12 protein-coding genes and 1 tRNA gene are annotated in these 12667 nt (G+C 42.3%); 7 read left to right on the top strand and 6 right to left on the bottom strand.

Annotation, left to right across the window (positions count from 1 at the left end; genetic code table 11):
• Window positions 1-42 precede the first annotated feature (42 nt).
• On the bottom strand, window positions 43-1149 hold the full coding sequence (locus tag FSB84_RS00430) for a putative type IX sorting system protein PorV2 (RefSeq protein ID WP_130543532.1): 1107 nt from the start codon (window positions 1147-1149) through the stop codon (window positions 43-45).
• A 322-nt stretch (window positions 1150-1471) separates the two neighbouring features.
• Here FSB84_RS00430 and tyrS point away from each other — a divergent pair, with 322 nt between their 5' ends.
• The 3 genes from tyrS to FSB84_RS00445 all read left to right on the top strand — a co-directional run bounded on the left by tyrS (window position 1472) and on the right by FSB84_RS00445 (window position 4490).
• Window positions 1472-2749, top strand: coding sequence for a tyrosine--tRNA ligase (gene tyrS, locus FSB84_RS00435; RefSeq protein ID WP_130543531.1), 1278 nt, complete (start codon window positions 1472-1474; stop codon window positions 2747-2749).
• A 103-nt stretch (window positions 2750-2852) separates the two neighbouring features.
• Window positions 2853-2923, top strand: a tRNA-Gln gene (locus FSB84_RS00440).
• A 313-nt stretch (window positions 2924-3236) separates the two neighbouring features.
• Complete coding sequence (locus FSB84_RS00445) at window positions 3237-4490, top strand: phage integrase SAM-like domain-containing protein (RefSeq protein ID WP_158643726.1); 1254 nt, start codon at window positions 3237-3239, stop codon at window positions 4488-4490.
• Window positions 4491-4670: 180 nt separating this feature from the next.
• Here FSB84_RS00445 and FSB84_RS31605 read toward each other — a convergent pair whose 3' ends face one another.
• Window positions 4671-4949, bottom strand: a complete 279-nt coding sequence (locus tag FSB84_RS31605; protein WP_130543529.1) for a chromate transporter — start codon at window positions 4947-4949, stop codon at window positions 4671-4673.
• A gap of 146 nt (window positions 4950-5095) precedes the next feature.
• Between FSB84_RS31605 and FSB84_RS00455 the strand changes: the two genes are divergently transcribed.
• A complete protein-coding gene (locus FSB84_RS00455) occupies window positions 5096-6790 on the top strand; it encodes a tropomyosin (RefSeq protein WP_130543528.1) in 1695 nt (564 codons plus the stop codon).
• 113 nt (window positions 6791-6903) lie between these two features.
• Here FSB84_RS00455 and FSB84_RS00460 read toward each other — a convergent pair whose 3' ends face one another.
• From FSB84_RS00460 to FSB84_RS00470, 3 genes are read right to left on the bottom strand one after another with little or no spacing between them, the layout of a single operon-like run.
• Window positions 6904-7680, bottom strand: a complete 777-nt coding sequence (locus FSB84_RS00460) for an ImmA/IrrE family metallo-endopeptidase (protein ID WP_130543527.1) — start codon at window positions 7678-7680, stop codon at window positions 6904-6906.
• Window positions 7655-8068 (bottom strand): hypothetical protein, encoded by a 414-nt coding sequence (locus tag FSB84_RS00465; protein WP_130543526.1) that lies wholly within the window; start codon window positions 8066-8068, stop codon window positions 7655-7657. Before FSB84_RS00465 ends, FSB84_RS00460 begins: the two co-directional genes overlap by 26 nt.
• Window positions 8069-8088: 20 nt before the next feature.
• A complete protein-coding gene (locus tag FSB84_RS00470) occupies window positions 8089-8658 on the bottom strand; it encodes an RNA polymerase sigma factor (protein ID WP_147121988.1) in 570 nt (189 codons plus the stop codon).
• Between the two features lie 184 nt (window positions 8659-8842).
• Between FSB84_RS00470 and FSB84_RS00475 the strand changes: the two genes are divergently transcribed.
• From FSB84_RS00475 to FSB84_RS00485, 3 genes are read left to right on the top strand one after another with little or no spacing between them, the layout of a single operon-like run.
• Window positions 8843-9865 (top strand): CBASS cGAMP-activated phospholipase, encoded by a 1023-nt coding sequence (locus FSB84_RS00475; RefSeq protein WP_130543524.1) that lies wholly within the window; start codon window positions 8843-8845, stop codon window positions 9863-9865.
• An 8-nt stretch (window positions 9866-9873) separates the two neighbouring features.
• Complete coding sequence (locus tag FSB84_RS00480; RefSeq protein ID WP_130543523.1) at window positions 9874-10824, top strand: cyclic GMP-AMP synthase DncV-like nucleotidyltransferase; 951 nt, start codon at window positions 9874-9876, stop codon at window positions 10822-10824.
• Window positions 10821-11513, top strand: a complete 693-nt coding sequence (locus FSB84_RS00485) for an SEC-C domain-containing protein (RefSeq protein ID WP_130543522.1) — start codon at window positions 10821-10823, stop codon at window positions 11511-11513. Before FSB84_RS00480 ends, FSB84_RS00485 begins: the two co-directional genes overlap by 4 nt.
• Before the next feature lie 241 nt (window positions 11514-11754).
• Here the strand turns inward: FSB84_RS00485 and FSB84_RS00490 are convergent, their stop codons facing one another.
• Window positions 11755-12651 carry a S1 family peptidase gene (locus FSB84_RS00490; RefSeq protein ID WP_158643728.1) on the bottom strand — a complete coding sequence of 299 codons (897 nt, stop codon included), beginning with the start codon at window positions 12649-12651 and terminating at the stop codon, window positions 11755-11757.
• Window positions 12652-12667: the final 16 nt, after the last annotated feature.

Consider the following 12667-nt stretch of genomic DNA (forward strand, 5'->3'; position numbering starts at 1 on the left):
AAGTTATTTTTCCGGGTTCTCGAATAGGGTCGGAACTTTATATTATTTCTGTTTTTTCTTGAGGTCTACTTTCAGTGAAAACACGTGTGTATACAAAGGGTTGGACTGATTGGCCAGGTTGGTGAAAGCATAATCGATCTGCACATTGCTTACTCTGAAGCCTGCACCTGCGCCGGGCTGGTAGATCCAGATCTTTTTCTGATTGGTTTCGTCGTCATCATCCAGTGCACGCTGGAAATTATTGATACCGGCACGCACGAAGAATACATTTCGATAGCCCAGTTCAAGTCCCACACGCGGATCAACACTTACTGCATTGCTGGAGATCACAGTATTCCTGCGGCCATCGAAAGTAAGATCGAAGTTGGCTTCTGTCATGAGCTTGAGGCTCTTGCTGAGGTTGAAAAAATATGCGCCGCCCAGGATCAGTTTGGGCGCAGTGAGTTCTGTAGACTTTACCGGGATCTCGTTATTGGTAACATAGAAAACTTCGCGCATCTTTTCATTGAGGCTGAAGCTCCATGCATTGAAGGTGGTGGTAACATCACGCGCCATTACGCCAAGGCGCCATTTCTTATCGATGATCTGGATACCTGCATCGAAACCGAATCCCCAGGCAGTGGCAAAGTCCCCCGCTTTGCGGTGGATCACTTTGGCATTACCTCCAATATTGATCTCGCGGTCTCCTTTCATCTTGATAGTTTGGGCCATCGAGAACATGAAGGCATAGTCCGCAGAAGAGAATGTTTGGATATTACTGAAATTGATGGTACCGTCGGATTCCACCAGGAAGATGGTATTGGGTATATCGTCAACGGCAAACCGAAGAAGTGAGATCCCTATTACCCTTTTATTATCTTTCAATGGCAGTACAAGTGTGCCATAATCGTATTTGCCGATACCCGCGAAGTACTCCGCGTGCATGAGATTGAGTTGAGGATTGTCTTTTACCTGCACCAGGCCGGCAGGGTTCCAGTATGCAGCAGTTCCATCTGCAACAGATGCTATCTGGGCGCCCCCCATCGAAAGGCCCCTGGCTCCGGCCCCTATATTGAGGAACTCGTTGGAATATTTTCGGAACTGAGCAAGCACATGTTGGTGCGATAGGACGCAACCTAAAAGGGTAACGACAAAAAGGGTCTTCTTCATTGATCCAATTTTCGAAATAAGCAATTTCATATAAATGACCATTACATAGGGATATAAGTTGCACCGGCGGTCTACCGGAAAACAACCCTCTTGGCATGGGACTTCAGGTTGGGTCTAACGTAGAAAAACGAATTCTATGGCGAAAATATTGCATCTATGGGGAAACTTGCTACAATTCTTACATTTGCAATTCATTGATTTTGCAGCATATTGAACGGATGAGGGTATTATTAGATACGAAAAACCGGCATATCAGGTTTGCCATTCTTTGCCCCTGCCCGAAAAAACTGCTGCTCATGTACTAAAAGACAACCAATTACACATGAACTGGATAGAAGATCTTCGCTGGAGAGGCATGATTCAGGATATTATGCCCGGAACCGTTGAACAACTGCAAAAAGAAATGACCACAGGGTATATCGGCTTCGACCCTACGGCCGATAGCCTGCATATCGGTAGCCTCGTGCCCATCCTTTTATTGGTCCACCTTCAGAAAAACGGACATAAGCCCATCGCCCTCGTTGGTGGCGCCACTGGTATGGTTGGAGACCCCACCGGTAAAAGTGAAGAACGAAATCTTCTGGACGAAGAAGCCCTCCAAAGAAATATTGCCGGCGTACACAAGCAACTGGCAAAATATTTAAACTTCAATCCCTCTCTCTCCAATGCTGCTGAAATGGCCAATAACTACGATTGGTTCAAAGATTTCAGCTTCATCGATTTCCTCCGCGATGTTGGCAAACATATCACGGTTAATTATATGATGGCGAAGGACAGTGTTCGCAAACGTATTGAAGGCGACACAGGGATTTCCTACACAGAATTCGCCTACCAACTGATGCAGGGTTTCGACTTCTACCATCTTTATGTAAACAAAGGTGTGAAGCTCCAGATGGGTGGCTCAGACCAGTGGGGCAATATCACTACCGGTACCGAGCTCATCCGCCGCAAGGCCGGCGGCGAAGCATTCGCCTTCACCTGCCCGCTGATCACAAAGGCCGATGGTGGCAAATTTGGTAAAACGGAATCCGGCAATGTATGGCTGGATCCGGTGCGCACATCACCTTATCAGTTCTACCAGTTCTGGCTCAACGCTTCCGATGCAGATGCAGAGCGCTGGATCAAGATCTTTACATTCCTGGAGCGGTCTTTCATTGAATCATTGCTGGCTCGTCATGCAGAAAATCCGGGCGCTCGTGAATTGCAGAAAACACTCGCCAAAGAAGTGACCAGTTTTGTGCATGGCGAAGAAGAATACAATAAAGCCATCGAGACCACAGAGAAATTATTTACTAATGCTTCTGCTCCTGCAGAAAGCCTTAGCGTTGAAGATATCGAAAGCATGCAGGGCGTTACCCGTTTTGACTATGCATTGTCCAAACTCAATGAAGGGATCGATGTAGTGAGCTTCCTGGCGGAAACCGGGATCTTCCCCAGTAAAGGTGAAGCCCGCAAAACCGTTCAGGGCGGCGGCGTGAGCGTGAACAGGAAAAAAGTGGAAGATATTGCTATGAAAGTGGATGCCTCCCTCCTGCTGCATGGTAAATATATCCTGGCGCAGAAAGGCAAGAAGAGCTATTATCTGGTGGTAGTAGGTTAAGCATCAATTTTTTAAAAAAGTTTGCGTAACTTTTGGGGGGAATTAAATGAAGCATTACTTTTGCACTCCTTTCAGCGATGAACGCTAAGTTTTAAGCTGAAATTGCCCGATAGTATAATGGTAGTACAACTGATTTTGGTTCAGTTTGTCTTGGTTCGAATCCAGGTCGGGCAACTTTAAAATTAGCACCTTTTTTTAACCCGCTGAAGCGTTCAGTTTCAGCGGGTTATTTTTTTAAAATTGTGACCGGTGCAAAATGTGTTCTCTTCTTCCAAATAACACCTTCCTTCTCTAAGTAGTTTATTATCAAATAAATACGGCAACTTAACGGATACATCTTATCCAGCAGAGTGAATGCAACAACAAAATCTATTTGCACTTTTATTTGCGCATTTAGGCTATCCCTGACCGTAATACATTTATGTAATTATTGCATCATCTTAGCTATACAATGACGCATGAGTTAACAGTCTTTTTTACGACCTTCATGTTAGCATTCTCAGAAAAAGAAAGTACCATGCTTTTTCCAAGAATTCAACCAGTCCACAATTATCGGAATAAGGCAAATAAAAGAGGCCTGTACAAAATTCACATCCGAATTTGTATAGGCAATGTTTGTCACTATTTTGAAGTCAAAGTCCCTAAGAAAGTAACCAGGGAAGAATGGAATGGCAAGGAAAATGTATGGGTAAGAACAATCCATCCATATCATTTCGAGATCAACAATGCCATTACAGAAAAACTTGCTTTACTCAGAGAGCTGACCAAACGCTATTATATGGCCCAGCGCCAGCTCACTTTTACTATCATCAGCAAAGAACTTCAGAAAAACGAAAATCCTGCAGACTTTAAACTGTATTTTGCTCAGGCGTTGTGCGATCCACCAGAAGCATTACAGCCAGCTACACTGGGCCGTTACCGGGCAGCTCTTGCGGCACTAAATAATTTTAAACCTGAGATACTCTTTCTTGATTTAAATGAGAAGCTCTTTTTAGAGCTGACAAAATATCTGAAAAAACAGATGTCACTTAAAGGCTCTACGATTGCAGGCTACTTCAATGTATATAAGAAAGTTGTGCATTGGGCACAATTAGATGGATATCTTACTCCGCTACAGGAAGACGCGATTTTTTCCCATTTACACCTTCCCAGAGGGAAGCCTCCCAAAGATCACCTGGACGTTCTTGAGATTAAAGCATGGAAGGAATTAGCCTTCGACGATAAAAACAATGCACGTTTGGCTAGGGTGAGAGACATGTTTTTATTGCAAATTTATACCGGCTTCTACTACAGTGACCTCAAATCACTCCTTAAGACAGAGCTACATAAAGACCCCGAATACGGCTACTTCATAAATCGGTGGCGCTCCAAAAATGACCATCTTGCTATTGTACCGCTGTGGAAATTTCCCTATTCGATGGAAGTAATAAAAAAATACTACAGCATCCACCCAAGCGATAATTTCCTTTTAGAACGTGAAACCTTTTTAGCAGAACCAGCCTACAACCGGTGTCTTAAAGAAATCGCCAGAATATTAGGATGGCACCGGAATGTCAGGAATAAACTAGCCCGCCAGACTAACAGCCAGCTTTATATTCGTTATGGCGCAAAGTTGCCTGTTGTGTCTCGTATTATGGGCCATGAAAGACAAGAAACAACCAGTGCTTACTTTGAAGTTAACCTGGCTGATGTTATCGAAGGTATCAAAGAGGTTAGTTTTGACCATTTGGGTATCGGATAATCTAATACCCTCCACTCATCGCTTGTACAAAACGAATCCAATAATGCTACCTAACAAAGTCAGCAGGACGGAGCTCGTCTTTTTAAAGAATAACATAAGCAGCAGACAAACCTTCAGTATCAACAACTCCTTCCAGGAACTCAATGCGGGATTTAAGTAAGTAAAACCCGACAACGGCGATTATTGAGATCGATGCCGTACTAAAGCCATCAAGAAAAATTCTGACACGCTTACTATTCCTGGCAGCTGAAACCATTCTGTGCAGGAATAAGGATACAAAAAAGAGGGTAAGAAAATACCAATAGTAGCCAATACGCCACCAGACACACCATTTATTAAGTAGCTCAAAAACGTAGCGCTCGACAAAATAGGGTCTGGTATAATCTGACCGACAGCAATTGCATCAAGTAACTGTTGATGAATTAACCAGCCATTTCTTCTCACCAAAGATTCTTTCATTTAAAACCACTTCGTTACATGAGGAATAGTTTAATGGTAATTATAGATAATTTTGAAAAATATAGTAAATTGGTAATCTGATTATTGTGTAAAGTTGTTGGGGCGATTTTTTTGAATTTACATTATATCTAGCCTTAATCTGTAGAATGTTCAATCCTCAAGTCCACTACCGCACTTCTTTTGAAGTTAAAAAATCGAGTTTATCTACTGACCCTTCGGTTTTCCAAACGGTTGTCAACCTAGTTGGCAATTGGTTGTATAGACATGGTCAAAAATCCGAAGCAAATAGGAATATTTTGAAGCCCTGGCTTTTCCGGGGAGGGACTTGGCGCAATGAACATGGAGCTCAAGCGGAAGTAAGAGTTGAAGAATATGACGAAGAATCGAGAACAGCATTGTATTGGGTTTTTCGATATGAGCATCCAGATAGAGATAATCCTGGTAGAGTATGGAGAACGGATGTCGCGCTCACATCAAGCTCTCTCGAAGCTGCTGTGTTTTCAGTTACAGTAACTTGGTATATAAGAAATGATTTTTTTGGGAAGGAACCAGTTATCCCACAAGTAAGTGTACCTAGAATCGTTCGAAATGTTTTGGAAAGTGATTTTCTTTATTCTTTCGCTGGAATGAAACGCCTGCAGGCAACAGCGCAACAATTATTCACGGGTGACGGGAAAAGCTTATATGAATATATCATTAATATAGATAGAAAATTGCCGGTTTTGGTGATGAACATTAATTCTCTTGGTCATTTACTTAATCCTGATGGCTTACAAAAGATTCTGGTTGGAAGCGGAATAGTCTACTGGTATGACGATGTAGATGTCTATAACGAGATGAATTATATGTGGGGCGGGAACCGTGAATATCAATGTGCAGCTGATACTATTCGGGTGTACATGCCTAGTTTGGATCGGAATCGTCCCAGTGATTATAAGAGACACCGCTACTTTGCTCTCTATGATTATGAAGAACGATCGGGTGAACTTTTAAGAATAATAAGTCAGAATCTCTTCCGAATGAGTGCCATTAACATGGATATCTTTTCGGTGACTAACATAGAATCTCTAAATAGCTACATACAACGTAAGAAGTTGAAAGCATTAAAAGATGCAGCCAACTTGCATGAGGGATCAATAGAAGACAGGGAATATATTCATGCGCTAGAACAAGATAATGAAATAGCTCATGAGAATCTAAGAGACACTCTAGATAAGTTAAAAGAGGCAGATGACCAAATACTCGATTTGGCGGTAAAAGTAGAATTATTGGAAGGCCGCGAGGCTGAAATCGAAAATCAGTATAAGGAATTTGCTTTACAGCAAGCACACTTCTCCGAATTATCAGGAGAACTGGAAGGCATCAGGGAATTATGGAAGAGCTTCCCAACTAATCTTGAGGAGCTACTTGTTTTGTTTAAAGCTATTTCGCCGGATAAGATCGTTATTTTAGATGATGCGTTAAGATCTGCCAGAGAGTCTAAATTCCAACACCTAGGACTTGCTTGGGAAGTTTTAACTTCTACTTCATCCATATTACATGACTTATATTTTAAGGTTCAAAGCGGAAATTTTGAAATGCTATTTGCTAATCAAACTGGATTGGAATTGACATTGAAGGAGTCAAGTGCCACCAAAGATTCTACCCGCTTAATGGCACTTAGAAAAAGGAATTACAATGGTGAGTTAGTGGACATTTGCCCTCATATAAAAGCCGAAAAAGGAGGTCGAGATCTTCGTCTCCACTACTTTGCCGACAATGTAAGAAAATTAATTGTAATAGGACATTTTGGTGACCATCTTGAGACTGTCGGTACAACTCGAAGAAAGGAAAGTACATAGCTTTGGGAGGAGCCTTCTTCATAGACAATTTGAGTCCCAACAGAGAAATCCTTATTTGAACTTCCTTAAGTGACAACACGTTTTTTAAGAAGATTCTACCTCAATCTACAAAATTAACTCCATAGACAAGAGACAAGTCCATTGCCTGATACTTTATAAGATTGCTCGTATAACTCCGCATTGGGTTCATACCGTAGCCTCCAAGAATCAGGAAACCAATCCATGGCTTTTACCTTCTCAGGTGCCTGCTCAATACGACCATATTTAAAATAGTCGCCCGCAACCGTGAAAGCAGGTACAGGGGAACCATACTCAAGAAACTTATAAGGGAAGTCATCAGATTCCTGCTTCCATTTGATTATTCCATCCTCCATAAAAACAACCATTACCGGATAGTTACCTTGATTCACAAAACGAAGAAAGCAGGCCAGTATAGATACTCCGAAGAAAGTGCTCATTTCCTGCATGAAGCCAAGATTTAATCGTTTTCCAATAGTTTTAGTTTTGAATAGCGAAGCAGGCATCAACAATTCAGCAGCAAAACGGTTAGCTTCTTTTTCTTGTGGACCAGTAGCATACCATTCTGTCAATGTTTTATGGGTGTCAGAGTAAAGGTGGGATAGATGTTTGTGGCATTGGAAATGTCCAATTTCATGGGCAATAACAAAATTTTTTCTTCCAGGGTGAGTGATGTTATCACGAATAGATATTATGCCTGAATTGCCTTTCATTAGTATGCGCCCGTCCGCACCCTTCATTGGGACCTCCTTCACTATCAGCCCAAGTGAGTTAGCTATCTCCTCCACAGAAAAGTCAGACGGACGCGCCCATCCTATATTTGCATGAAGGCTTATTGCAGCGTGCTCAGGGCTGATCATCGAGTGTATCATCAAGCCGGTCTTTTAATATTTCAATAAGCTGAAGTATTTCCTGATCTTCTAAGATTGCGGCTTCATCTTCCACGGTTAATTCAGTAAACTTATTGAACAGCGGCCGAAGCTGCAGTTGTTCTTCTGGCGATAAGAGTTTCTTTATCTCATCGATGCCTCTTTCCTTTAAGATCCTTATTTGTTCAATTGCCTTCTCAAACCTTAATCTATATGCCTTCGCTCGCAGCCTTGCACTGAGCTGTTTAATCTTCAATAAATGTCGATCGATCTGATCGTCTGGAGATGCACGTAGATCTTCCAGAACATCAGCATCTTCCTGATGTAAATTTATCTCCATCATCAACCCGTACAGATTGAGCAGTAGCTGCTTAGTGTTTACGGTATCCATAATCCTCTAAAATATTTGATCTACGATCCTTCTTTTAATTTTCTCCTTGAGTTTATCCAGTTGCCGAGGGTTATATCTAATAATTCGGCTATTTCTGCTCTTTTCTTTCCTTCCTTTAAGGCTTCCACAATAAACAGAAGCTGGTCATCACCATCGATAGCCTTTTCGATCGCCTGTAATTGTGCGTCCATCATTATTTCTTCACGGGGAGTAAGGGGAGCGTCCGCAATATCATAGAAGCCTGTCTCCATATCCATGTATACCACTTGGCTTTCGTGAGCCTTTCTGGTCTCAGCCTTTTCAACTTGTTTACTGATCTGGCTATCGATTATCCTGATCATTTGTTCAGCAAGACCATATTCGTCCTTCCATTCCCAGTCTCCCGCTAACAGCTTCTCATAAGCCACGCCAAGGTAATGCTCTACAGGGTCTCCACCTAATACAGATGCTGAATGTGCACCGGATATGGTTTTAGCCTTCAGCTTCCATTCAATATGATTTTTGCATTTCTTGAGCGCCACCTTCCATTCCTGATCATTGACCTGGACAAGCTTCTTATCGTTTTGGCTGTAATATTTACCAAGTTCCATAATAATAATAACCGGATATATTTTTTTTACACCATGGTGAATTTTTGCTGGTTCCCGGTTATATAATAGTTAGAGTATTGGCCCAAAGGCGGCCGTAGCAATTTAATAATTTTTAATCAGTTGATTACAAATAATATAAGGTAACTAATACGCTCATACTGAGGAGATATTAAAATATAATGGAATGAATGAAAGTGCAACCAAGAAATTTAGGATTTTATCTATTGATGGCGGGGGAATAAGGGGGCTAATACCTGCTAAGGTCTTAGCAGATCTGGAACAGGAAATACAACGCGAGGTTCCAGGTGCTAAGCTCTATGAGTATTTTGATTTGATCTGTGGGACCTCAACGGGAGCCATCCTGGCTGTGGCCATAGCGTTGGGGGTTCCTGCAGCCAAACTGGTCGACTTCTACCATGAGCACGCCCGGGCAATTTTTCCCAAATGGTATCTGAAGATTCTTCCACGCAAAAGTCGTGTCTTATTTACATCTATATATAGTAATAAGGAACTCCATCAACTACTGGCCAAAACCTATGCAAGCGCCAATAATGGCTCAATACCATTACTAAACGATTGTAAGACAAAAGTTTGCATTCCTACATTTAACGGAAATGATGGTAAAATCAATGTGCTGAAAACTAAACATCACGTTGATTATTCGCGTGACTACAAAATACCAGCTCATGAAGCAGTGTTATCCAGCGCTTCAGCACCTATTTATTTCCCCCCCCACTCCTTTAATTTTTCCAATCAATATGGCAGTGGATCAAACGTCAATATGATTGACGGGGGCATATTCGCTAACGATCCTGCCCTGATCGGCCTGCTTGAAGCCGCGGATAAATTGAACCAAGAAATCGAGCAGATAACAATACTGTCTTTGGGAACAGGATGCGGCAGACATATAATTAAGAAACGCTGGCGTCCGAAGGATTTATTTTACTGGTTGCTACCTAAACCTCGTTTGCTGGACATGATATTAGACAGTCAGGCTCAGATAACCGAACAATATATTGCTTTCATACGAAGAATATTCGCTTCAACAGGGAAAGAGTTCGAATACCTGCGCGTACAACACGATATGGGCGGCGATACCATCGACCTGAATGCTTCCAGCAAAAAGGATCTCGCGCGACTTGAAGCAATCGGCGGTGAGCTGTCCAAAAACAACTTACAAAAAATCATAAAGTTTATAAAACAATAAGTATACATATGGCAAATTGTGATCACTTGTTTAGCAAGTACAATGATGAAATCCGAATCGGAAGTAAAAAGAATGGTCGGATGATGGATTCTAAAAATGCGCTACGTAAACGTATCCGCAAATGGTTTAAAGACAACCATCCAGAGTATGAACCTAAGTTCTTCATTCAGGGCTCTTATAAGATGAAGACAGGCATTCGTACCAAAGACGATATATGTGATCTGGATGATGGTATCTACTTTTTCCGCAAACCAGATGTGACAGGAACTACACTCCAGGGATGGATATGGGACGCTGTTAATGGTTACACTGACACTGATCCAGAACATAGAAAAAAATGTATACGCTCCATCTTCGCTGGTGACTATGAAATTGACCATCCAGTGTATTATAAGATTGATGGGGTACCATATAGGATTGCTGTTAAAGATGCTGAATTTGAAAACAGTGATCCAAAAGAAATGGTGGATTGGTTCAATAAGAAAAAGGACAAGGAGGGAAGACTGATTGCTCAGGTTATGAATTTCAAAGGATGGTGCGACCATAAACGCAATAAGATGCCCAGCGGATTGGCAATGACCATCCTTGCATCCAATGCAAAAAGTAAGATCGTGCTTAATGAACGCGCTGATATTACTCTGCGTGACATTCTTAAGGAAATTAAGAAGGCTTTAGAGAACAAATTTGAATGCATCGTTCCCGCAGTGCCTGGCGATGACCTTTTCGCAAGTTATGACCAAACACGTAAGAAAAATTTTATGGACGCTCTGAGCGACTTTATATTAGATGCGGATAAAGCGCTGCAGGAAGATAACGAGCTTGCAGCCAGCAAGCTTTGGCGTAAACATTTAGGAGATCGATTCCCGCTGGGAGAGGATAAGCAACAAAATCAGTCGCAGTCTCGTGTAAACTCCGCAATTATTACTGGGGCTGCAACTTCAAATCCTTGGGGAAAATGAGTGCTGATCTATCCTTATTTAATCGAGAGGCTGCACTTTTAGTACAGGAATACCCTGAGTTGGAGCACGTGATGATACAGGGGGAAATCCCTTTTGTACATGGTCAATTACTCCTAAAGGATGAAGAGGGAGACCTTATTACCGAGTACAGTATTCGTATGGAGCCAGGGCCAGATTATCCCAATTGGTTCCCATGGGTTTTTGAAACAGGTGGAAGAATACCCATTAATATCGACTGGCATATTTTCGAAAATAAAGGAAACTGCTGTATTGCATCTGCGCCGGAAGAAGCTTTAATATGCCGCAAAGGGATTACTTTAACATCGTTTGTTCGATTCCAAGTAATCCCCTATTTTTTCAACCAACTCCACAGGGAACGAATGGGTTTCTTCCTGAATGAACGTTCCCATGGAAACCTTGGGCATCTTGAATTTTTTATGGAGGAGTTTGAAACAAAAGACGTATCTATCGTCATAAAGCTGTTAAATGAAGCACGATCACGAAAGGAACCCAAGAGCAATAGTCGATGTATATGTGGTAGTAAGCGCAAATATCAGAAGTGCCACCGTTCAGCGGTCAGGAAGATCGCGGCGCTGACCAATATGGAGTTGGATCATTATCTGAAAATAGCCAATGATTTTATAAGTGACCGGAAGGTTCCCAAAGAAGATTCAATAACTAATTTTTAACGGAAATGCTCAACTGAAACCCTCGCTGAGTCCCGTTATTCCCTTTTTTCTCCTTATTTTTTTACAAGTATTTTTCGAAGAACACTGTTCTACACTTTGTTTTGCACAATCTATATAATAAATTGATAATCATACGAAGTTCATGTCCATGTCGGGCAACAAAAAGAGATCAAAAAATTGATCTCTTTTTTGTTTGGATCAGGTTGAAAAGTTGGGGGGATCTCAAATACCTGTCATTCCTTTATTTCCGGATCAGCTTCCACAAAGACTCTACAGGAACCGTATTCTTCACCACCATTTGTACACCGGCATCCCTGTTGCTGTGCAACAACATCCGCGTATTGGAAACTGTTCCCACTACATTACCATACATGTCCATAACAGGACCACCACTGGAACCAGTTGCATAATCCGCCGAGATACACATCATCTCCCGGAAGAATTTCTGTCCGGACGCTCCGGCTTCCTCCAGGTATTTATTGGTGACATTGCCCTGCGAAAAGAAATAATGCATGCCCTGCGGATGGCCGAGAACATAGATCTTATCACCCACTTTTGCCGGTTGCCCCAGGGCAAGCGCCGGCAAAAGATCACCATTTGTTTCCAGTTGAAGAACAGCCAGGTCATCCTTCCTGGAAGAGGCAAGTATCGCCTTCACTGCATAAGTGCGTCCATTGGCCAGGCGCGCGAAAAAACCTTTGGGTTGGTTGCCGTCTTTCATGAAGGCAAAGGTGGCAGCCACATGATAATTGGTAACCAGGACACCTTTGGGATCGATGATATAACCCGAGGATTCGCTCACGTGGATATTGGTACAGCGGGGACACAGGTAAGCGCAACCGGTGATCACTGTCGCTTTTTTCGCATATTCATAAAGGTTACCAGCGTCCATTACATTGTCAGCCGGCCTGGTCAGGTCTAACGTTATTCCGGACGCACCGGCTTCCAATGCCTTTTGGGCATCGGAAGCCTGGATAGTAGTGCCTTTAGCCAGTATGGAGTCAATGGAAGCCAGGTAGTCAGCAGCTATCTTTGCATCGTTGGTAAAAACCTGTGCTTTGGCCATACAGGTTAACATCAGGAAGATGAGCACCAGCGGAGCGTTCCTGAACAGATAACCACTCTTAAAAAAAATCATTGTTCCAGTTTTTAAC

Source organism: Pseudobacter ginsenosidimutans, from assembly GCF_007970185.1.
In the GTDB taxonomy this organism is placed as follows: Bacteria; Bacteroidota; Bacteroidia; order Chitinophagales; family Chitinophagaceae; genus Pseudobacter; species Pseudobacter ginsenosidimutans.

What these genes read in the sequence shown, in the direction of transcription:
- FSB84_RS00485 (WP_130543522.1), top strand. Translation starts at nt 10,821, where the DNA reads ATGAGTGCTGATCTATCCTTATTTAATCGAGAGGCTGCACTTTTAGTA.
- FSB84_RS00455 (WP_130543528.1), top strand. Translation starts at nt 5,096, where the DNA reads ATGTTCAATCCTCAAGTCCACTACCGCACTTCTTTTGAAGTTAAAAAA.
- tyrS (WP_130543531.1), top strand. Translation starts at nt 1,472, where the DNA reads ATGAACTGGATAGAAGATCTTCGCTGGAGAGGCATGATTCAGGATATT.
- FSB84_RS00430 (WP_130543532.1), bottom strand. Translation starts at nt 1,149, where the DNA reads ATGAAGAAGACCCTTTTTGTCGTTACCCTTTTAGGTTGCGTCCTATCG.
- FSB84_RS00445 (WP_158643726.1), top strand. Translation starts at nt 3,237, where the DNA reads ATGTTAGCATTCTCAGAAAAAGAAAGTACCATGCTTTTTCCAAGAATT.
- FSB84_RS31605 (WP_130543529.1), bottom strand. Translation starts at nt 4,949, where the DNA reads ATGAAAGAATCTTTGGTGAGAAGAAATGGCTGGTTAATTCATCAACAG.
- FSB84_RS00490 (WP_158643728.1), bottom strand. Translation starts at nt 12,651, where the DNA reads ATGATTTTTTTTAAGAGTGGTTATCTGTTCAGGAACGCTCCGCTGGTG.
- FSB84_RS00470 (WP_147121988.1), bottom strand. Translation starts at nt 8,658, where the DNA reads ATGGAACTTGGTAAATATTACAGCCAAAACGATAAGAAGCTTGTCCAG.
- FSB84_RS00475 (WP_130543524.1), top strand. Translation starts at nt 8,843, where the DNA reads ATGAATGAAAGTGCAACCAAGAAATTTAGGATTTTATCTATTGATGGC.
- FSB84_RS00465 (WP_130543526.1), bottom strand. Translation starts at nt 8,068, where the DNA reads ATGGATACCGTAAACACTAAGCAGCTACTGCTCAATCTGTACGGGTTG.
- FSB84_RS00460 (WP_130543527.1), bottom strand. Translation starts at nt 7,680, where the DNA reads ATGATACACTCGATGATCAGCCCTGAGCACGCTGCAATAAGCCTTCAT.
- FSB84_RS00480 (WP_130543523.1), top strand. Translation starts at nt 9,874, where the DNA reads ATGGCAAATTGTGATCACTTGTTTAGCAAGTACAATGATGAAATCCGA.